General features: G+C 38.0%; 14 protein-coding genes. 1 reads left to right on the top strand and 13 read right to left on the bottom strand.

Annotated elements, in window-relative coordinates; all coding sequences use genetic code 11:
• Positions 1-23: 23 nt before the first annotated feature.
• From ML462_RS05485 to ML462_RS05475, 3 genes are all read right to left on the bottom strand, one after another.
• A complete protein-coding gene (locus ML462_RS05485) occupies positions 24-2,636 on the bottom strand; it encodes a hypothetical protein (protein ID WP_240712744.1) in 2,613 nt (870 codons plus the stop codon).
• A gap of 187 nt (positions 2,637-2,823) precedes the next feature.
• Positions 2,824-4,203, bottom strand: coding sequence for a DUF5689 domain-containing protein (locus ML462_RS05480; protein ID WP_240712743.1), 1,380 nt, complete (start codon positions 4,201-4,203; stop codon positions 2,824-2,826).
• 10 nt (positions 4,204-4,213) lie between these two features.
• Entirely contained in the window at positions 4,214-7,039 is a 2,826-nt protein-coding gene (locus ML462_RS05475; RefSeq protein WP_240712742.1) for a TonB-dependent receptor, read from the bottom strand.
• 148 nt (positions 7,040-7,187) lie between these two features.
• On the opposite strand from ML462_RS05475, the gene ML462_RS05470 reads away from it, so the two are divergent.
• Positions 7,188-8,192 (top strand): endonuclease/exonuclease/phosphatase family protein, encoded by a 1,005-nt coding sequence (locus tag ML462_RS05470; protein WP_240712741.1) that lies wholly within the window; start codon positions 7,188-7,190, stop codon positions 8,190-8,192.
• A gap of 74 nt (positions 8,193-8,266) precedes the next feature.
• On the opposite strand, the gene ML462_RS05465 is transcribed toward ML462_RS05470, so the two are convergent.
• The 10 genes from ML462_RS05465 to uvrC form a co-directional block, all read right to left on the bottom strand.
• Complete coding sequence (locus ML462_RS05465) at positions 8,267-8,707, bottom strand: hypothetical protein (RefSeq protein WP_240712740.1); 441 nt, start codon at positions 8,705-8,707, stop codon at positions 8,267-8,269.
• Between the two features lie 89 nt (positions 8,708-8,796).
• A complete protein-coding gene (locus ML462_RS05460; protein ID WP_240712739.1) occupies positions 8,797-11,538 on the bottom strand; it encodes a TonB-dependent receptor in 2,742 nt (913 codons plus the stop codon).
• Positions 11,539-11,864: 326 nt separating this feature from the next.
• Positions 11,865-13,496: a glucose-6-phosphate isomerase gene (pgi, locus tag ML462_RS05455; protein WP_240712738.1), complete on the bottom strand. Its 1,632-nt coding sequence runs from the start codon at positions 13,494-13,496 to the stop codon at positions 11,865-11,867.
• Positions 13,497-14,732: a peptidoglycan DD-metalloendopeptidase family protein gene (locus ML462_RS05450; RefSeq protein WP_240712737.1), complete on the bottom strand. Its 1,236-nt coding sequence runs from the start codon at positions 14,730-14,732 to the stop codon at positions 13,497-13,499.
• Between the two features lie 5 nt (positions 14,733-14,737).
• A complete protein-coding gene (locus ML462_RS05445; protein ID WP_240712736.1) occupies positions 14,738-15,703 on the bottom strand; it encodes a tryptophan 2,3-dioxygenase family protein in 966 nt (321 codons plus the stop codon).
• A gap of 2 nt (positions 15,704-15,705) precedes the next feature.
• Positions 15,706-16,482, bottom strand: coding sequence for a DUF3108 domain-containing protein (locus tag ML462_RS05440; RefSeq protein ID WP_423738473.1), 777 nt, complete (start codon positions 16,480-16,482; stop codon positions 15,706-15,708).
• Between the two features lie 303 nt (positions 16,483-16,785).
• Entirely contained in the window at positions 16,786-17,928 is a 1,143-nt protein-coding gene (hppD, locus tag ML462_RS05435; RefSeq protein ID WP_240712734.1) for a 4-hydroxyphenylpyruvate dioxygenase, read from the bottom strand.
• 107 nt (positions 17,929-18,035) lie between these two features.
• Entirely contained in the window at positions 18,036-19,205 is a 1,170-nt protein-coding gene (locus ML462_RS05430; protein WP_240712733.1) for a homogentisate 1,2-dioxygenase, read from the bottom strand.
• A gap of 172 nt (positions 19,206-19,377) precedes the next feature.
• Positions 19,378-21,606, bottom strand: a complete 2,229-nt coding sequence (locus ML462_RS05425; RefSeq protein ID WP_240712732.1) for a patatin-like phospholipase family protein — start codon at positions 21,604-21,606, stop codon at positions 19,378-19,380.
• On the bottom strand, positions 21,607-23,400 hold the full coding sequence (uvrC, locus tag ML462_RS05420; RefSeq protein WP_240712731.1) for an excinuclease ABC subunit UvrC: 1,794 nt from the start codon (positions 23,398-23,400) through the stop codon (positions 21,607-21,609).
• Positions 23,401-23,674 lie beyond the last annotated feature (274 nt).

The following is a 23,674-nucleotide window of genomic DNA, read 5'->3' as shown; positions in this document are numbered from 1 at the left end:
ACGATCTAATATTTTAATTTAGCCTATTCTTTATCTGTAAATGGATGGTTAGAAATTATAGCTTCTAAATGTCTACCTATAACCACTTCCTTACTGTAGCTATCCAGAATTAGTTTCTCGGGTGAGTTCTCCCGGAAGCCTTTCAATAATTCTCTGTAATCGTTGGTTAGTTTCTGGACTGTTTCTACAGATTCCTTATAATAATCACTGCCATTTTCTAACAAAGTATCTATAAAATTCTGTTCAGCATTTGGCAGAATAGGAAGAATAAACCTAACCCCTATACAGTTCATGAAATGGGACCTACTATATTCTGGATAAGGGAGTCCAACAGTATTGTTAGCTTCAAAATGCATTCCTGAAGAATTCCAGTCTATACAGGTTCTTATGATCTCCTTATAGTAACTATAATATTCGGAATCCTGGCCCTGGAAAACCAGATTGATCAATGCGTCAAAAGCTTCTTCACGCAAATTAAGCCTATTCGTATATTTCTGAATTAATTCGTCCTGTTTCAGCTTTGCATACTGGCGTGCTCGTGATTCCACCGCTCGCTTTTCAGCAGCTGCTACCTCCTGGTCGTTTGCATATACGCGAAGAGCCGCTTTACTTGCTTCAGTCATTCTACTCATTACAAACCTGAATGTAAAGAATCCACGATTAAAAAATTCCGGATCGGTGGTTTCCAGAACGGCGACACCCGTTATTCGGTTTCCCTCCAGCGCTAAAGATTGGAAATAAGTATCCCAGTTTTCCAGATCATCCCAATTCCAGGCTTCATTCCAGTTATAATCATCACCAGTACCATTTCTATAATCAACCTTAGAAGCCGGCAGATCCAGTTCCCATCCCCCAGTTTGAAAGGTAGAGTCTAAAGGAAAGCTGAAACTCCCGGTTTGGTAGCGATGCTTGCCACGAATCCCAAGTTCTTTCTCAATTATTTGTTGCTCGTATTCAATAATAGGCCTGACCGGGTCAATTACATAATTTTGAGTGATATAATCTTTTTCTGCTAATCTCCGGTGACGACGAATTATTCTATGAAGTCCTATAAATGGCGAAGGGATATGCGGTGCCCATACCAGATTAATAGATTCAAGACTCACCTTAACATCTACTGGTGTTACCACCTGAAAACTTAGTTCGGTAGTTGCGAATTCCGGGTCTTTACCTTTTGTAAGATAACTCCTGGAAGAATTTCTGCCGGTAACGAACCCCTGGGTAAGCTGATTTTCATTTTCACTTGAGATATTCGCCAGGGTTCTATTGATTGTCTCACGTCTTCTTTCCCTCAAAGTTTCCAGCAAGGTAGATTCATTACTAAAAGAAGTTTCATCCATCACCCCGCTTTCGGTCATATTGGAAAGCTCCTGTTTAAATCGGTCTGAAGTGAATACGGATTGCTCATCAGACCTGTTTATAGCCGTACTTTGGGCAGTGTCACTTCTTTCGAAACGGCTTTCAAACTGACTTTCGGTAATATTCAGTTCGCTATTTGGAGAGACAGCCTCTGCACTAAAAGGCCCTTTTAAGACCGGTTTTTTTATAAAAAGTTCCAGTTTCTCTCCTCTCTGAAAAGCCCATTCCCTGGATTGCATTACATTGGATTCATCTGGTAAGGGAATTCTTCTATTATCTATAGGCTTTACCAGATCTATCTTTCCGATTATGAATTTTTGAACCTTTTTTCTGATTGTAGGGCTGCTTCGATACCTTTTTATAAAATCACTGTTCTCTAATCCTAAGGCTTCAAGATAGGCTATAGCCTGATCTATGAGACTTGCAGCCTTTTTTAGTCTTTCATTATCCACATCAAACTTATCTGCAAGGATACCTGCGATCTTATCAAAATGGTTTTGACCGTTCCTCAAATCCTCGGTTAAAAGATTACCTCCTGTATTAATTAGGTTACTATCTATCATTTCTGGAATTATAGCATTTACCTGAGAAAGACCATGCATGATATTACCCAGCTTATAGGCACGTTCCTGAGCATCGGCCATTTTCTCCAAATCACTGTTCCTGATCTTTACAGGTTGACCTTCGTCAACCTGGAAATCCAGGTCTTCCCGTTTCATCATGAATTCGATTGAAAGTGGACGCGCTACAACTCTATCTTTAACTAATAGCAACTCTCCTTCTTTAATATCGCTAACCGCATTAATTGCCGGATTCCCCCGCCCTTCAGCAATTATAATGGGATGAATACCGGTAGGTAACGTATTTGTATTATCTGTCACATTACTATTAAACTGCGCAGAAGGTTTATCATCTGGAACTACTGAAATTCCGCTGCTGGGCGAACGAAATTCTGATAAATCCACTACAAAGGATTTTAAATATAAATTTGAATTGTTTAAAACAGGTTCGAAAACAATTTCTTCCTTTAACCAGTCTTTAGGCTGCTGAAGGACTTGTACAGGATTCAGATACTTCTTTTCAAATTCTTTTGTTCTATCAATTAACCTAATAGAAGCAGCATAATCTCGTAATAACCTGGCAATGATTCTAACCTGCCGATTCACCGCAAGTGGTCCTATTTTAGGGTATAAAACGTTTGTGGAATAGTAACTTACCAAGGCATTAGGATCAGCAATGGTTTCAGGTAAGACGGCTGTTGGTATAGAAGCTTTCATAATCAAAGAATTAGAGTGGTTTTTTAAGAGTAGTAGTAAAACGCTTCCCCGGGACAGGAAGTAGAGATCAAAAAGTATTGAATATTCTAAAAATGGGAGAGGGTAGAAAAGTGATAGTAATTTACTGAAAATTATTTAGTATACCATATAACTAATTGATTATTAGGTATTAAAAATTATTTAAATCCTAATTTCCTGTCAATCTAAAATTATCCAGATCATAGGTTGTGGTTTTATCTGGCGCAGCGCCGAGATAACGAAACCCTACCCAAACTTTTCCCTCAAGACAGGAAATATCTATCTTGGACTCCCTGAAAATAGTTGAATTCGCTCCGGAAGGACCTAGCGGGATATTTGCATCTACCGGGATCCATTCGGTTGTCCTGGGATCACCGGTAAAATTTTGCGAAATGAAGACACTTAAGAACATTCCGTTATCGTAAGAAGAAAGGATATCAAAAAGAATAATTTCATCAGAGGAATTATCAAGGTCGATTTCAGGAGTCACCAGCCAGGCTTCCAACGGACTTTCATTGGAGTTGTAGGCTGATATTCTTAGCACTCTGTTTCCCGAAGACATGGTAGGAGTAAATTTTTTCTCTCCCCCGCTTACGTTTATGTTTGTCCAGTCTCGGGAGTTCAAAGTTGTATTGGATGTTACTCCGTCAAAATTTTCTTCAAAGATCACTTTATTAGCAGTAGACATCGGATGACCGCAATCAAGATAATCTGGATCACAACGCTCCGCATCCATTTTAAGCATGTCTGGTGAATTCACCATAATTACATAGTGCTCATCATAAAAATTACGGGTAAGAATACCCTGGATTGTACCTGTTCCTACCGGTAGTAACAAGGATTTGAAATTAGAAAATGTGCTTGTACTTAAAAATGTGATGGCACCTGTTTCGCAACTAATTAATTGCCTTTCCCCATCGTAACTGTCTACAGGATTGGAAGCAAAAGAAAACCTGTTTTCTTCTCTAACCAAATTAGGATCGAACTGAACATCATTGATCTCGATATAAATATTCTTGAACTCATCTGAAAACTGATCAATTTTCAATGGTTTGGGAATAATTTCACTTTTTTCATCTGACCTTTTTAAATGATCTCCTATGAGGGACCTGGGAATAGCAACTATATCTCCTCCATTTTTATAGCCCAGTTGTAATACACCATTATTATAACCAAGGCTTAGACCATCAAGTTTCACATAGATCTTCCTGCCTAGATCAAATGTTTCAAACAGGGAATTGTCATCAAGCAATAACTGTATACCAGCGGTAGGATCCTGAGATTTATCCTGGACAATCAATTCTTTATAAAAATTTCCCCCGGCATCAGTGGAAATCACATATGCTTCGAACCAGGTTTCTGTCTCACTAAAGGTATATACCTCTCCTGTCTCAAAATTAAAATTCCCCTTCACCGCTGAGATAGAAGTAAAATCCCCATCAATAATTACCTCGGGAATCTCAATTTCTGGAGTTTCAAAATCATCTAATCCAGTGCAGGAAAATACCAGCATCCCTGTCATTAAACCGATCATAAATCTTTTTTTCATATTATTCCATTTAAAATCTAAGGGAAATATTTGCGAAAAAGCTGGTACCAAAGCCCAACCAGTATTTATTTCCGAAAATTGGCATATCTCTATCCATATCCTGCTTAAGGCTACGATAATTCGAGTTTCTCGCCTGCTCAAAACCACCAGACTTATACTCCCTATCAAGTAGATTATTAATGCTCACAAAGAATCCTAGAAATTTATCCTTTATCCTCCAAGATTTTCCCCCTACCAGGTTTACCAGGTAGTAGTCATCAAATTGTTCCTGTTTCAGAAGTTCCGAAGCTATCTCCGGATCATAATCCAATAATGGCATCCCGTCATAATCAATTTGAAAATTAGCAGTCCTGGTAAGCGCATTTATATCTATAAAAGCATGAGAAAAATAATTGACGGTTCCGCCGAACCACCAATAATCGGGATCCCTATATTCAAAACCCAGAAGTCCGGCACGTTGAGGACCTCCAGACAACCTGTAATTTTTGAGATAGGCCTTTCCATAATCCTGAGGAGTTTCAAAACTCGCTGAACTCAGACTCAATAATGGATTATTAGAATAAGTGAATTGCCCCAGTGAAGCAACAGCTTTAACCTTAAGAGTTGAAGTAATAGAATATTCGCTTCCTAATTCTAGTCCTATATATCTTTTATCGATATCGCTTAAGACTTCCTGAACAAAGGCAGCGGTATTCTCGCTCCCCAATCCACTTAATCCGTTGGTAAAGTAATAGGAAACCTCGGTTGCACTATTAATTTCAGATAGAAATCCTGAAAGCCGTAAATTAAAAACTGAAGACCTGTAACGGTAACTGAGATCTGCAGTTTGAATGATCTCTTTCTGAATATTGTTTACTACTTCATTATTTTGTCTTGGGTTTACAAAAACATTTCGAAAACCAGGAGCTTTACCGAAATAGCCCAGGTTAAATTCAAGATTATGTCGTCCCGAGAACTTATATAATCCTCCAATCTTAGAACCAAATTCGATAAATTCTAAAGGCGTGCCTTCTCCTAAAGAATTATTGGGATAAATACCATTTTGATAATTACCCGTTCGCTGATAGTTTACTGAACCAAGTTTTCCGCTTAAATTTAACTCCAGCTTCCTTAACGAATACTGTCCCTGGACGAAAGCTTCAAACCTAGCTGAATTCACTACATAATTATACTTATAACTATCATTTTCCTGAACCAGCCGGTTTATATTCTGAAGATCTGACTGTGCAGCAGAAATCAGGGAGTTTTCATTATCCTCTTCAGCAAAAACATCGATATCCAGAAAGGAATTTCCTCCGAAAAGATCCTTTATCCTGGCAAAATTTTCACTTTTAAGATCATAATAGTTCAGGGAGCCATTCAGTTTAAATCTTTCTGAAAATCGCCAGTTCATAATAATGTTCGCGCTAAGAAGATCATCGCGATTAACATCTTCTGAAAGAGCATACACAGAATTGTAGTCATTGTCAGAACCAGTTTTATTAGCCAGGTAAAATTGATTCCAGTTGATCTGTCCATCAGATTGAAAACTTTCCCTGGAACGAAAGGCAGCCTCAAAATTCCAGTTTTCGGAAAATCTCATGTGATAGCTTGGGAGTTTCTGATAATACGCCGGATCCGGATTTTCTCCTCCTCCGAGGTAAGCTTGCTGATCATCGAGATTATATATGGAAGTACCACCGTAATCTATCCTGGAATTAGAAGTTTCTCCAAATTGATAGGCAATATTAGAATTAAGATCAATTTTATCATTGATCTGCCAGAAATGATTAAGCATTAGAACCGGTTCTTTCACTTCCCTCGTTCTTGAATTTCGAATCTCACCTTCCTGGTATCCCCAGTATGGATTATACTTTGAGTCTTTCAGGTCTAAAACTTCTTGAGTAAGAGGTGCAGATCTTCCTCTCAACACCGGAGTATAGATACCAGAAAAGTTGATCGTATGTTGAGACCCAAGTTTTTTCTCGACGGAAGCAAAAAAAGAATTGGCATCGAAAACAGTTCCATCTATGTAACCTTCCTCGGCATAACGCTTTCCTATGGAAAAAGCATAGTACCAACCATTTCCCTGTTCGCCTGAAGCATGAGTTGCCATGATCCTTCCAATATATGTTCTATTTGAACCTGCAAGGGAAACACGTGTTCCACTTTGATATTTAGAGGCTCTCATCAGGATATTGGTGGTTCCTCCCAATGCTCCAAAAGAAAAGTCATTTGAAGCGATACCATCACTGAACACCTGGTTTCGCTGAACATCATTAAGACCTCCCCAATTACTCCACTGCGGTCTGCCGTCATACATTTTGTTCATCTCAATACCATTAATAAGCAATTTCCCGTATTCTGATCCCAGTCCCCTAACTCTGAAAAAGGTCTGACTAAAATCGAAGGCTGCAGCATTCAGGAAAACATCCCTTGTCGCCTGAAGTATGCCTGAAATATTATCGAACTCCCCGTCTTCAGAGAGAATTTCAGAATCGGAAAGGCTTATGGTAGATTGCTGACTCCTTTCGTAAAACTGGTCTGGTTGTAGCTTGATGACCTCAAGATTCTTTAACTCCAAGGAAATTTTTACAGGAAAGCGTTTGGTGACATATCCAGTCCTGGAAAACGATAGAACTATTTCAGTTTCGGCAATATTTTCCATTTCAAGGAAGAACTCTCCCTGAGCATCTGAAAAGGTGTCCATAAAGGATCCTTCAATTGCAATTTTAACCTGTGGTAAGGGCACATCGGTGATTGCATCTATTAACCTGCCTTTTATAGCAGGCTGCTGATTACCCAAACACTGACCAAGGCCGGCGATTATGAGGAACCAGAAAATAAAAATTTTCATCTAGTGCCGATTCATCGAAATGTGATATAATGTTAATCAATAATATTATAACTAACAAAATATCAGTACTTTAAACACATATTTATATTCAGTGATTTTGAAACAATTCATTATACCGATCTTTTTGGTAGTTAGCCTCCTTCAAAATGTGAGCAATAAAGTATATTGTCAGAATATTAGAAATTACCAGATAGAAACTGTGGCTTTCTATAACGTAGAAAACCTTTTCGATACCCTAGACGACACTTTAACCTTCGATGATGACAGAACTGCTTTAGGCAAAGATAATTGGACAGAGGAGCGTTATCATCGCAAAATAGAGAATATCGCCAGGGTGCTTTCAGAAATAGGAAGATCTGAATCTGGCAACTCTCCCTTGATAATCGGTTTGTGTGAAATTGAAAATATCAAAGTGCTGAAAGATCTGGTTTCACATCCTTATCTGAAAGAAAAAAATTATGGAATTATACATTACGACTCTCCAGACGAAAGAGGCATCGATGTAGCACTTCTTTACCGAAAGGAAGGATTTATTCCACTTAATTCTCACTCCAGAAAATTAATGATCTTTGATGCTGATAAACGTGATTACACGAGGGATCAATTAGTAGTAAGCGGAACAATTCACGGCGAGGATGTTCATTTCATTGTCAATCACTGGCCTTCCAGGTCTGGCGGGGAAGCTAAAAGCAGTTATAAAAGGGAAAAAGCGGCTCTACTTAACAGGAAGATCATTGATTCTTTATACCGGGAAGATCAGGACGCAAAAATTATTGGAATGGGAGATTTTAACGATGATCCTATCAATAAGAGCTTTAAAACGTTCCTACAAACAAGAGCTGAAATAAAAGAATTGAAAGAAAAAGAGCTCTATAATCCGATGGAAAACATGTTAAAAAACGGGAAAGGCACCCTTGCTTATCGGGATTCCTGGAATCTTTTCGATCAATTCTACCTTTCTCAAAGCCTGGTTTCAAGAAATTTTGATGGTTTTCAGTTTTATAAGGCCGGAATTTTCAATCCACCTTATGTAATCACACAAACAGGACAGTTTAGAGGCTATCCATTCAGAACATACGGAAGTACGGGATATGAACCCGGCTTTAGCGATCACTTCGCCATCTATCTTTATCTTATTAGAGAAGTGAATTAATATAAAAAACCCCCGATCTATTCGGAGGTTTCCTGTTTAGTATATGAGGCTTTGACATTATGCAAGAAAATATTCTAGTTGAACCATGCACTCCATGGAATTCTTGAAAGCATTACTACAAAGGCAAATCCATAAAAGATGGCCAGCATTTTAAACTTAGGCCTGGAGGTCAATTTCTTTTTATGTTTGGAATATCCAATAGTGATCAAGGCAATGGCGATGATCATCATTAATGGATGTTCCACATTATAAAGTCTTAGCACAGAATCACCCATTACACCACCCATACCTTCCGTAGACCAGGCTTTAAAATAAGGTGTGGTAAAGTATAATACGATCCCAATCAATAACTGGATATGAGATACAATAAGGGTAAAAAGAGCAATTCTAAAATTGGTCGCTGAATACTCTTTATTGGCCGCAAAGCCAATAATGCCGTTAAACGTGGCGATTAATAGCATAAATAGAACCAGGTATGCCCAATATGAGTGAATAAACTGAACCGTTTCGTACATATAATTATAATTTTTTTTAAAGATAAAATAAATGCATAAAAAACGCCCCGAATTATCGGGGCGTTTAAAATTATATATTTTTAATCTTCTTAGAAGTTAAAAGAAACACTAGCGTTCCAGGTTCTTCCCCATCCGAAGAATACGTTATTTCTAGTGTTTACACCATCATAAGTATCATCTTCAGGACCTGCAAGAATGTTAGTGTTAGATTCAGACATATAGATGTTGTCTGTTACGTTGTTCACGTTAACTCTAAAGTTCAATCTGTTTTCTCCAAGATCGAGACCATAAGAAGCTCCAAGATCTAATAGTCCAAAAGAAGGCAATTCAAAAACCTCAAAATTTGGATCATCTAGTGCGTCGGTAGCATCAAAATCTGCATATAGATTATCTGCGAACCTGTAAGTTGCATCTACACTTAGATTATCAATGATCTGGTAATCTGCTCCTGCACTCGCAGTAAATTGTGCAGCATTTCCAACTTTTACTCCATCAAGACTAAGTACAGCATCATCTACTCCAGGGATTGGATTCTGATTTTCGTCGAAATAAGAAGCTCTTACGTCATCTTTGTATTCCCAATTACCCACAGATACCATACCATTCCATCTTAACTTATTTCCAATTCTACCATAGAAATCAAACTCAAACCCTGTATGAACCTGAGTAATTCCAAGAAGGTTGGCTGTACCTCTAATTTCATTCTCATCTGGCTGACCTTCATTGAAAACAAAAGTTGCTGCATCAGACTCAAATCTATCAGCCCAAGAAGTTCTGTAGGCATTCACGTTCGCATTGAAGTATTGTGAACGGAATCCATACCCTAGTTCAATTCCAAAGACTTTCTCATTCGTAAGATTCGGATTTAGAGTATTTCCAAAGTTGATATAAACAGCATCAAATAATGGTTGTTTTGAATAATAACCAATATTTCCAAATACATTATGTTTCTCGTCAATATTAAAGTTCATACCCCCTTTAATATTACCACCTAAAATATTTTCGAAATCTGTTTTCTCTGGTGGCGTTTCATTGAAGAATTCTTCACGGGCAAAACCTTGATTAGATAAGGATCCCTGAACGAAAGCTGAAACCCGATCTCCTACATATTCTAATTGACCAAATACTCCAGCCCATCTTACATAGCCAATGTTATAGTAATCGATCTTTTCCTCATCATCGATACTTTTGAATACATTTAAAGTATTGCTGATTGTAGGATCGTAAGTTTCACTTAAGAATCTGTTCGGGTTGTTTTGATCTGCTTCTGAGCGATAAATATCCGCTCCCATAAGATCTACCAATCTACGATAATGAAAACCTTTGTAAGATCTTAGATCGGCTCCTAAATCCAAAGTAATTTTATCGGTTAGTTCAGTTTCGAAATTAGAAATAACACCAAACCAGTTGTGAGAATTTACAGAAGACCGCTGAGAAATACCATTCTCTCCAGAACGATCTTGGTTACCAGAATTAACAAAATCTCCCTGGTATTGTCCTTCACCAGAATAAGGTTGTCTTGGATCTCCAAAAGCAGGAACGTCCTGACCAGAGTTCCATGCAAAAATATCATCTATCGGAAGAAGTCCGTCATCAGTCAACGGTAAAGCGAATGACTGTCTACCATTAATTCTACCAATAGAACCTATAGAACCACCACGTCCAAATGAAGCATATGCAGAAGTAGATAATTTTGAAAGACTGCTAATATCCCATTCCCAGCTTAAAGAAGCTACTGGCTTGTGATAGAAGTTTCCAGAGAACGTAAATTCTTCTCCATTTCTGTATCCAAAGTCTGGATTATATTTTTCATTTGGCTCACCGTTTTCACCATATTCCAGGTAGCTCGATAACGGAGTAAAGAAACCTCTCTGGTTGTGTTGCTGAGGAGCACCAGTTAGCATGAAATTGAATTCATGATCTTCATTTGCTTTGTAGCCAACACCAATGTAGTAGTTATATGCTTCGAAGGATGTTCCGTTAACATAACCATCACCTGAAGTTCTGCTTAAAAGAAACGATCCAGACCAACCGTTATCACTAAGTCCTGTATTATAAGAAGCTAAGGTTTTCAAATAACCATCATTACCTGCACTTGCCTGTACCATACCTCCTTCAGACATTTGAGATGAACGAGTTACAACGTTGATAGTTCCACCTACAGAAGATACCGCAAGTTTAGAAGAACCTAAACCTCTTTGTACCTGTATTGCTGATGTAACATCACTTAAACCTGCCCAGTTACTCCAATAAACCTGACCATTTTCCATGTCATTTACTGGAATACCGTTGATCATTACTGCAGAGTTTTGAGTATCGAAACCACGAATGGTAATACGAGAATCTCCAAATCCACCTCCCTGCTTTGTAGCATAGATCGATGGTGTTGTATTCAGGATTTCAGGAAATTCCTGGTTACCTAATTTCTCCTGAATTTCCGCAGAACGAATAGTAGATACAGCTACCGGAGTTTGACGATCTTTTGCCAAATCAGCAACGCCCATTACTACGACTTCAGATAATGCGTTTGCATCTGGACTTAAAGTTATTTGTCCAAGATTCACAGTTTGACCTGCACTCACGTTAAATTGAACAGTCTTAGGCTCGTAACCAACAAAACTTATTCTAATTTTTCCTGATGCATCTTCAACATCAAGGCTGAATTTACCGTCGAAATCTGTCATTGCACCTTGTTGTGTACCAACTACCATTACGTTTGCACCAGGTAGTGGTCCATCCATTTCAGAATCCATCACCGTACCAGTAATAGTTCCTTGAGCAAAAATTGTAGCAGATGCAAATAACATCGCTAGCAGTAATAATTTCCTCATTTTTCTAATTGTTTGTGTTTGATTTAAATTCGGTGCAAAAAAAAACAATTCCTACATAACTACCATTATCTAAGTGTTAAGAGTTTTAACTTTTACCGCAGAAATTTTATCAGATTAATTATTTAATGAGAAAATCGAAATTGATTTTAATTTTTAAAATATTGTATTTCAGTTTTTTATATTTTAAATATCGCGAATTGAATTTTACATTTATTTAATAAAGAATTACACCTTAAAAAATCGTTTTATTTCCGTTTTCAAGATTGGAAATAAAAAAAGCGCTTTATTTCAAGCGCTTTAAAAAAAATATATGTAGGAAATACTTCTTAACTCAGATAATATTTCAACAAATTACCAGTTGAGGAATCATGTTCATCAACATTCCTGTTAGCAAATTCCATGAGGATTTTAGTAGCAAGTTGTTTACCAAGTTCTACTCCCCATTGATCATAACTGAAAATATTCCAGATAATCCCTTGTACAAAGATCTTATGTTCATATAATGCAATTAGTTTTCCCATTGATTCCGGGGTAAGCTTATCTACCAATAAAGTACTGGTTGGCTTATTACCTTCAAAAACCTTGAACGAACTAATCCTGTCTATTTCTTCCTGGCTAAATTTTTTAGATTTTAATTCAAGCTCTACTTTCTCAGAAGTTTTACCATTGAGCAAAGCTTCAGTCTGAGCAAAATAATTAGCCATTAATTTATCATGATGCCCCTTATCACCGAATAAAGACTCCTTGAAACCTATGAAATCTGCTGGGATTAGCTTAGTTCCCTGATGTATCAGTTGAAAGAATGCATGCTGTGAATTTGTTCCGGGCTCTCCCCATATAATAGTACCAGTCTCATAATCGACCTTTTCACCATTGCGATCTACACTTTTACCATTACTTTCCATGATGGCTTGCTGCAGGTAAGAAGGGAATTTGTCCAGATATTGAGAATAGGGAATTACCGCTTCACTTTCAGCTTTAAAGAAATTGTTATACCAAATGGTTAACAGTGCCATTTGAACAGGTAAATTTTCCTTGAAAGCTGTGGTCTTAAAATGATCGTCCATTTTACGCGCTCCTTCAAGCAATGAAGCAAAATTCTCATATCCAATGGCCAGACTAATAGATAGTCCTACCGCACTCCAGAGGGAAAAACGTCCTCCTACCCAGTCCCACATTGGGAAGATATTCTTTGGATCTATTCCAAAAGCTTCCACTTTCTCCAGATTGGTGGAAACTGCTACAAAATGCTTGGATACTTCTTCCTCAGGAACCGATTTTAAGAACCACTCTCTAACCGTACTCGCATTGCTTAAAGTTTCCATGGTGGTAAAGGTCTTGGAAACAATAACGAATAGAGTAGTTTCAGGATTAAGGTTTTTAATAGTTTCGTGAACGTGATCTCCATCTACATTGGAGATAAAATGCATGTTCAGGTGATTCTTATAGAATTCAAGGCTTTCGGTTACCATTACCGGTCCAAGATCGGATCCTCCTATTCCAATATTAACTATATCGGTAAATGGCTTACCGGTATAACCTTTTCTATTTCCTCCAATAATTTCATTACTGAAGTTTTTAATCCTGGTTTTTACCTCTTCAACTTCAGGAATAACATTTTCTCCCCTAACCTTTATTTCAGCATCTTTCCCAGCTCTTAAAGCCGTATGAAGTACCGGTCTGTTTTCAGTCTGGTTGATAGCTTCTCCGGTAAAATAACTATTGATAGCCTCCTCAAGTTTACATTCTTCAGCCAGCTTGAGCAATAAATCACGAGTATCTTCTGTGATCCTGTTCTTACTTAGGTCTACATAAAAATCTTCCCATTTTATGGTGAATTTTTCTGCGCGATCTGCATCATTTTTAAACATATCGCGCATATGCTCATTCTCTATCTTCCCAAAATGATCTTCTAATTCCTTCCAGGCTTTTGTTGTGGTTGGATTAATATTTTTCATTTAAATATTTTTGTAGGGTATTTGCTCCAAATCTTCTTTTAAAGGCTTGATATAAGCAAAATATTCATCTTTCAGTTCTTCTTCAATATGCTTGGCAGACGGTAGGTTTTGTCTATAAGGGTCTACTTGCCTTCCATTTACCCAGAAACGATAGCATACGTGAGGTCCTGTGGCCAAACCTGTACTTCCCACGTAACCAATTACATCGCCCTGCTTCACAGTTTGACCGTTTCTCACAGCTCTCTTGGTCATATGCAGGTACTGAGTAGTATATTTACTATTATGCTTGATCTTTACATAATTTCCGTTACCTGAGGTATAGCTAGAGGCGATCACCCTTCCATTTGCAGTACTCACAATAGGTGTACCATGTGGCGCTGCATAATCTGTTCCCAGGTGTGCTTTCCATCTTTTCTGAACAGGATGGAAACGTCTTTTGGTAAATCTTGATGATATCCTGGAATAATTAAGAGGTGCTTTCAGGAAAAAGCTTTGCAAAGCCTTAGCCTCATCATCATAAAAACTTGGTTTTCCCGAAACCGTGTCATTCAAATACCTGAATGCGTAAAAAGGTTTGTCTGAATGCTTGAATACGGCGGCATCTACTTTATCTATCCCTGCGAAGATAGTATCATCGATATATTTTTCATGATAAACCATTTTAAACTGATCCCCTTTCTGAAGTTTGAAGAAATCTATACTCCACTGGTAAATATTCGATAATTCATAAACCAGAAGGTTACTTAATCCCTGGGCTTGCATGGCTTCAGATAACGATGAAGTGATCACTCCGGAAATCTCCCTTTTCTTGATGGTAACCGGTCTCTTCTTTTTTTCAGCATAAATGCTATCTCCAAGGGCTACTACGGTATAATTGATCTTATCGTTCTCGTAGATAAAATACTCCGGAGTCCTGGCAGAATCCTTTGCTTTAAGGATCATATATTTTTTCCCGGCAGTTATTCTTGCCGGATTAAACGTGTCTATAACTTTATTGGAGATCTCGAATACTTTCCCGTGACCTACTCCATTTTGATCCATGATATAACCAAAACTGTCGCCAGATTCTATGGTATCTTTCACCACTTCGAAATCATTAAGTACGAACCCATATTCTTTTTCCACCGGAGGTAATTTTTCCTTTTTAACCTCGTTGTTCACAGCCTGGTCCTTCTCCTCATCATTGCAGGCAACCAGTGCCAGCATCATCAAAAACAATAAACCTAGTTTCTTCAATTTTCTCAATTTTTATTTTCTGTATTAAACGTATGGTTAACCCATTGTTTGCCCCAATTGTCTTTCTCCTCCTGAGTCCATAGGTCAGGAAAAAAAGATATTCTTTGAAAGCTTGGAGGAAGGAATTTTTTCCAGTTTGTTCCTCCGGTTGCTTTTACGGTTGTCTTATCCTTGCTCAAATATCTGTATGCAGCCCCCATATGCATTAACAGCCAGTTAATATTCACATTCACATCCAGATTTCGCATCGCTTTAATTAGCTCTTCATTATGGCGATCTTCACCATGCATTTTGAGGTAGCGATGATAAAGTGTATTTTCATATACGCCGTTTGCGATCCTTAAAAACCGGGGAGTGTATCGTTTCTCGAATTGTTTCAGGGTAAGGGTTTTTTCACCTGTTTTCAGGTCTATACCACCTTTTTTCCAGTAGATATTTTCATAAAGATCTTCCACCGGATCTTCATTGGAAAAATTTTCCCTCACTTCAGCTGAAACAAGGTTTTCGAGACCAGTAGAATATAATTCTATCATTCTGAACTGAGCAGACTGAAATCCACTTGCCGGGAGCAGCGCCATTCTGAACTTCAGAAACTGTTCTCTTTCCATACCCTTGATCATCACATCAAAGGAATCTATAAGGATCCTGAAATACCTGTTTATCCTTTTCAGCTTTTCGATAAAAAAAGAAGGCGTAAGGGTGGCGCTTTCTATTATTTGCTTTTGCTCGTGAATAATGAGTTTGAAATATAATTCCGTAATCTGATGGTAAGTGATGAAGATCATCTCATCAGGGAAATGTGTGTTTGTCTTTTGCAGACTTAGCAAAGTATCTACCTCAATATAATCCCAATAGGATAAATACCTATCATAAAGCAGACCATCTAAATATGACCCCATATCCTGTCCCGAATTTTTAAACTTTTCTTCAAGTTTTATAATTCGTTCCGCGATCTCGGGTTTTATTTCCATACTTAATTTATTAAAATACTAAACTGATGCTTTAGTCCTTTATACGCCTCCAAATCGGCGTCTAAAGATCCAACTGCCAGATCTGCTTCAATCTTTACCGGAATCTTGTTCTTATCATCACTAATCCAGAAGGTGAGACTTTCTTTTTCTTTAAAAACCCGTCCAGCCAAAACATATGGCCTGAATTTAAGAGTTGCCACCTTTCCGAACTTGGTTCTGATCACCTCCCTGCCCAGGAAAACAAGCTTAAAATCTACATTCTCATCATCTAAGAACATATTTAATCTCATCTCCTCACCGGGCTTTAAATCATCCCTGTCAATTTGGTTGCGAATATAATAAAATGAAGATAACATATCGTGCACATTAGTTGGCACGGAGTAAGTTTTTCTGGTATTGGTTTTTCGATTTAGAACATGCGCCTCATTATCCCTGTGATCGAAGTCAATTTCAAGATCTTTGGTATATCCACCTTCATTTATCTTTCTGATAAATTTGTAAGGCTTCCCTGTCCTTTTATCTATATAAGTCTGATAATCATCATCTACCTTGAAGAAAAGGCTTAACAATCCAGTAGATCTCCCTCGACCCTGTACATGATAAACAGGCTTATCATTCAATTGAGAATCGGTTACTTCCAGGGTGGCATAACTGGCATTAAACATACCGTAATGAATTCTGAATTTAAACCATTCTCCAGATTGAAAGGCTTGTTGCGAAAACAACTGCGCTGAGCTTGTGATAAAACACACAATGGTAATTGCAAAGAGTTTCTTTATCATAATATGGTTCCTAAGTATCAGTATTTATGAGGTTAACACTCTAATTACAATTACTATTCCAAAAGTATCAAAACAAAAAACCCCATCAAATTAATGACAGGGAATTTTATCTTATTAACCAACTAAAACTTAAATTATGAAAAAAATTTAAATATGATTTTTGGTAACCACTCCAAAAATGCGAGTGCAAAAGTCTGATATTTCTACCTTACTCACAACCCGAAAATTAAGTTTAACTAAAAGGTTATCTAATTATCATATTTTTATTTTCAATATTTAATTTTTAGCAATTTTTTAAATTTAATTTAATGTACCTCGCAAATCCTGCTCTCTCTCAATAGCTTCAAAAAGAGCTTTAAAATTACCTTTACCGAAAGATTGAGCTCCTTTACGCTGAATAATCTCGAAGAACATAGTTGGTCTATCTAAAACAGGCTTGGTAAAGATCTGTAAAAGGTAACCTTCATCATCCCTGTCTACCAGCACTCCAAGTTCTTTTAGTGGCTCTAGATCTTCGTCTATCTCTCCCACTCGATCTAAAAGATCATCATAATAGGTTTCCGGAACATAAAGAAATTCAACTCCATGATCTCTTAACTGGGTAACGGTTTCTATAATATTATCTGTGGCCAGAGCGATATGTTGCACTCCTGCCCCATTATAGAAATCTATATATTCCTCGATCTGTGATTTCTTTTTACCTTCCGCAGGTTCGTTGATTGGGAATTTAATTCGTCCATTTCCATTACTCATCACCTTACTCATCAAGGCGGTGTATTCAGTTGAAATATCTTTATCATCAAAGGAAACCAATTGGGCAAATCCCATAACCTTTCCGTAGAATTCTACCCATTTGTTCATTTCATTCCAGCCAACATTACCTACCATATGGTCGATAAATTTCAATCCTGTATCAGCTGATTTTGCTTTGGTGTCGTAAACACGATATCCAGGTAAAAACGGTCCTTCATACTCTCCTCTTTCCACAAAAAGGTGAATGGTCTCACCATAGGTATGAATTCCTGAAATCACAGCTTTTCCATTCTCATCTTCCAGTTCATAAGGCTCAACATAAGATTTTGCACCTCTTTTAGTAGTTTCTTCATAACTCTTCCTGGCGTCATCTACCCAAAGCGCTACGAATTTCACGCCGTCACCATGTTTATTTACATGTTCATTAATATCACCACCTTGCGTAAGTGGAGAAGTAAGGACAATTCTTATTTTTCCCTGTTGTAAAACATAAGATACGCTATCTTTTTTTCCTGTTTCAAGGCCGGCGTAGGCGACTGGTTGAAACCCCCAGGCATGCTGATAATAGTAGGCTGCCTGCTTGGCATTACCAACATAAAATTCAACGAAATCTGTTCCCAGGATCGGTAAAAAATCTTCCGCTTCCGGAACTACTTTTTCTAAATGTAATGATGTGTTATCTGTAGACATTTGTTCTTTTTTTTATTGTGATTATAGATATGATAAAAAATTTGAAAGCGAAGATCAAAAAATTACCACATCGCTCTGTCCTGTGCCGATAAATCTTCTTTCATTCTTTATTTATCCTCTTCTTCCAACCAGGATCTATAGTAAGTCTCATCTGCAATTTCCATGGCATCTTCGGTCAGCATCAATGGTTTAAAGGTATCTACCATAACCGCAAGCTCTTCTGTATCGGTTTGTCCAATACTTCTTTCTACTGCTCCAGGATGCGGACCATGAGGAATGCCCGCCGGGTGTAATGAGATATGTCCTGCTTCGATATCATTTCTACTCATAAAATCACCATCAACATAATAAAGCACCTCATCACTATCAATATTACTGTGGCTGTATGGCGCCGGAATACTTTCTGGGTGATAATCATATTTTCGAGGGCAGAAACTGCAAACAACGAATGCGTCCGTTTCGAAAGTTTGGTGTACAGGGGGCGGTTGATGTATCCTTCCCGTTATAGGTTCGAAATCATGGATTGAAAATGCGTAAGGATAGTTATATCCGTCATAGCCAACTACATCGAATGGATGAGTGGCATAAACCATATCAAATATCTCCCCTTTCTTCTTGATCTTGATTAAAAACTCCCCTTTTTCATCATTGGTTTCCAACTCATGAGGCTGCCTGAGGTCTCTTTCGCAAAACGGCGAATGTTCCAGCAACTGACCAAACCAGTTTCTATACCTCTTTGGAGTGTAGATAGGCCTTCTGGATTCTACAATGAACAACCTGTTATTCTCATCGTCGAAATCTATTTTATAGATAGTTCCTCTCGGGATCAATAGATAATCTCCATATTTAAAATCCAGGTTTCCAAGATGCGTACGTAGTTTTCCACTTCCTTTATGAATGAAAATGAGCTCATCTGCATCTGAATTCTTATAAAAATAATCTTCTGTAGAACCCTGAGGCGAAGCAAGTATAATATCGCAATCTGAATTGGTTAAAACAGGTTTCCTGCTTTGTAGAAAATCTGGATGTGGAGTTATCTGAAATCCTCTTAAACGGTAGGATTTTAAATTATTCTCAACCGCGATCTTAGGCTTCACATCATAACTACCTTTGATCTCCTTCACCTGAGTTGGGCGATGTTCGTGATAAAGATTGGAAGACATCCCGTCAAAACCAATGGTACCAAATAGCTGCTCATAGTAAAGGCTACCATCAGGCTTTCTGAAAATCGTGTGTCTTTTATGTGGAATCTTACCTAGTTTATGATAAAAAGGCATAATTATTTGTTTTAAAAACGATCAAAAATCTAAGAATTATTGAAAGATTAAGATTTTTTCGACCTTATTTTTCGATTTATACAAATATCATGAAAATTTACCGAAACAATCTTAAAACTAGTCTAAAAACAGGGCATCAGGAGATTAAAATATTGAAAACAAGAGCACTAAATCAAAACCAGAAGCCAAGGCTAAAAAACCAGTGGCTTTCTTGCACTTCCGGGGAATAAGTATATTTCACTTCCAGGGGCCCCATAAAGGTCTCAATACCATAACCCATGGCATAACCAGTATAATCAGGCAAGGTTAACCAGTTTCCAGTAGAGAACAAACGATCTTCCACGTTGGCAATATTTGCGCTGGCAATAAGATGATGTTTTTTAAAAAGCTCATAATCTACTTCGAATAACGCCTGTATATAACTATCTGCGGAAAGGCTTAAAAAGTCATAACCGTAAAAAGGCTTAATGTTGTTTATAAATTCGTTACCATAACCGCCTAACATAAAATCGAGAACATCGGTTTGATCGTTTCCAATTTTAAATCCGGTTTCAGTAGAGATCCTGGTAGAAAGCTTCCGAAAAGGAGTTGCCGCGTACCCTATCTCTCCCTGGGCTATAGAGAATTCCGCAAAATTATCGTTGTAGTCTGACGAATAAAGGTAAAGGTGAAAATCACCTTTAAAAGCTATTCCTTTACTGGGAAAGTATTTGTTATCGTAGGAGTCATATTTCAGAAAACCAAATGCACTGGCATAATGACTATTATCAAAAATAATTTCATCTGTATTATTCGCTACATCATTAAAGGTAGTGCTGCTTAATTTGAGGTACTTATGTTCTACACCCACACCAAATGAAAACACCTGCTGAAACAATGTTTGCACATAGATTTGATTCGTAAAATCATGTAACTTAATCTCCAACTCTCTTAATCCCGGAATTTCGTCACTTTGCTCTAATTCTCTTAAAGTATTCAGATCCAGATGTTCCTCAAAGGTATTATATCGGGAATTAAAACCAACGCTCCAGTAAAATCCCTTATCGAGGTAATAATTAAAATTATACCTGAGGTTATCTCCAATAACCACATCCATTGAAGCAACATCATTCGTAAAAATTAAACTTTTCCTGGTTAGGTTTATAAGCGCCCCGCTTTTATATAGTTCATCATAATGCAACCCCAGCCTGAGAAGCATTTTGTTAGAACTTTCCTCAATTTGCATCGCCAGTTTATAATTCCCGGCATCGTCTACAGGGATTAACCGGTAATTAACCCTATCAAAATTTCCGGTTGCTGAAAGGTTATTTATTCCAATATTAAGATCGTCGAAATTATAAGGTTCATCATACCTCAACTTCAATTTTCCCTGAACGTAGGACCGGGGATAGGCACTGTTCCCTTCAAGGCTAAGGGAGTTGATATTGAAAGAATCGATCTTTGTAACAGGCTGTCTTTTTTCCGCTTTCCCGGTTTTTAGGGCCAGTTCTTTTAAATCTGGGAGATTCTCGACGGCAGCCACCCTACCTGAATCTATGATCGCATTCCCTTCCTCAAAAGAAAGGACCGAAAAAGGAGTAATATCCGGTTTAATATAAATATCGGTAAGCGGACGTTTGATCTTCATATCCTTTATGGTCCTGAAATTACTGATCTGGTTGAGAATCTCGAAAATATTTTTCAGCTTATCACGATTCACCAGACTATCCTGAACATCTACTCCAATAATTACATCTGCTCCCCGACTCCGCATTTCTTCTACCGGGTAATTATTTACTACTCCGCCATCTGTAAGCAACTGATCATCGATCTTGATAGGACTAAGAATAGTTGGTATGGCTCCACTGGCAGAAATTGCCTTGGCGAGTGAGCCTTTGTCCAGAACCACCGCTTCACCTGTTTCCACATTGGCCGCAATACAGAAAAATGGGATGGGTAATTCACTGAAATCTTCTACCCCACTAACGTGCATGGTTAGCCGGGACATTAAATTGTAAATATTCTGACCTTTTGAAAGTCCGCTTGGGAAAGAAATATCAAAATTATCGAATGGAAGGGTAATGGCATATTTTTCAGCATCTTCCTTCTCATAGAAGGTTTTTGCTCTCCTGGGAAGGTTATCCTGGATAAGAATATCAAAATTTTGCCGGTTAAATATTGAATCCAGCTCATGCGCTGAATACCCAGAAGCATAAAGTCCGCCAATAATAGCACCCATACTGGTGCCACCTATATAATCTATCTTAACACCTTCTTCTTCCAGCACTTTAAGAACACCTATGTGAGCAAGCCCCTTTGCGCCTCCTCCACTAAGAACAAGGCCTACTTTTGGTGCATCTTTTTCCTGGCCATTCACAAGGAAACAGAAAGAAAAAAACAGAAGTGCCAAAATTTTACGCATTTATCCGGTATGATAATGATTATAAATAATGCCGGCTTTAGAAGACCCAACTACCTCCGCAAGATCTTTTTTTGAAGCCTCTTTTACCCGCTTTAAAGACCTGAAATGTTTGAGTAATTCCACAACGGTTTTTTCCCCGATTCCCTGAATCGCCTCCAGCTCTGTATTAAGCGCAGTTTTGCTCCGTTTATTGCGATGGAATGTAATTCCAAACCGGTGAGCCTCATTTCTAAGCTGCTGAATAATCTTTAAAGTTTCAGATTTTTTATCAAGATACAAAGGAATTGAATCTCCCGGATAAAAAATTTCTTCCAATCTCTTGGCGATGCCAATAATGGCGACCTTCCCTCTTAAACCTAAAGTTTCCAGGGCTTTGACTCCACTGGAAAGCTGTCCTTTACCACCATCTACAATAATTAATTGCGGTAATTCCTCTCCTTCATTCATTAGCCGGCGATATCTTCTGAATACAACTTCTTCCATCGAAGCAAAGTCATTCGGGCCTTCAACGGTCTTGATGTTGAATTTACGATAATCTTTTTTACTCGGCTTGCCGTTCTTAAAAACCACACAGGCCGCAACGGGATTACTTCCCTGGATATTTGAATTATCGAAACATTCTATATGCCTTGGTTCCCTGGATAAACGAAGATCTTCTTTCATTTGTGCCATCACGCGATTCACATGTCTGTCTGGGTCTACGATCTTCATTTGCTTAAAACGTTCCTGGCGAAAATATTTCGCATTTCTTTCAGACAATTCAACGATCTTTCTTTTATCGCCAAGTTTCGGAACAGTGATCTTTACCTCTTCCCCTACATCTACTTTAAAGGGCACATATATTTCCCTGGACATTGAATTGAATCGCTGCCTTATCTCCACAATGGCCAACTCTAAGAGTTCACGGTCACTTTCATCGAGCTTCTTCTTCATTTCAATGGTATGCGATCTAATGATCGAGCCATGGGATAATTGAAGAAAGTTTACGTAACCATAGCCCTCATCTGTCACGACTGAATATACATCAACGTTATTGATCTTCGGATTCACCACGGTAGATTTCGACTGGTAATTTTCTAAAACATCTATCTTATTCTTGATCCTTTGCGCATCTTCAAACTCCATTTTCTCTGCGTGCTCTTTCATCTGGTTCCTGAAACGCTGTAGAGAATCCTTAAAGTTTCCTTTTACGATCTGCCGGATCGCCTCTATATTGTTATTATACTCCTCTTCCGCCTGCAATCCTTCACACGGGCCTTCACAGTTACCAAGGTGATATTCCAGACATAGCTTATACTTTCCGTTCCTTATCTTATCTTCCGCCAGGTCATAATTACAGGTCCTGAGTTTATAAAGACCTTTAATAAGATCAAGCAAAGTATTTACCGTTTTAAAACTGGTGAAGGGGCCGTAATATTCACTTCCATCCTTGATCAACCTCCTGGTGGGAAAGACCCTGGGAAAACGCTCATTTTTGATACAGATCCAGGGATAGGTCTTATCATCTTTCAGCATCACATTGAAACGCGGCTGATGTTTTTTGATAAGATTATTTTCAAGAAGTAATGCATCAGTCTCTGAAGACACAACTATATGCCTGATCTCATGAATCTTCTTGACCATAACCCCAATGCGGTGGCTGTCATGGCTTTTGTTGAAGTATGAAGTGACCCTTTTTTTAAGGTTCTTCGCCTTACCCACGTAAAGTATCTTCCCGTTCTTATCAAAATACTGATATACCCCGGGGCTGTTGGGCAAAGTCTTTAATTGTACTTCCAGAGCAGGTTTTTCCATTAGCTTCAAATTTATAACATATTTAAAACCTTCCTCATGTTTTCCACACACAAATAATAAAAAGCAATGATCACCTACTAGACACTATTTATTTTACCTAAATTTGGTTATTCCTGATGATCAGCAATGCAAATTTCCCGCTCCATAAAGGTTTTCCTCTCTATAAGTTTTGCATTACTGTATTTACTTTGTCCGTTGAATGATGAAATCTTGAAAATTTCACATCGTCTATCACACAAAATTTCCAATATATCTTTTGGTCATAGCCACAGCC

The organism is Christiangramia lutea, assembly GCF_022489035.1.
In the GTDB taxonomy this organism is placed as follows: domain Bacteria; phylum Bacteroidota; class Bacteroidia; order Flavobacteriales; family Flavobacteriaceae; genus Christiangramia; species Christiangramia lutea.
This window is presented reverse-complemented; position numbering and strand designations above follow the sequence as displayed.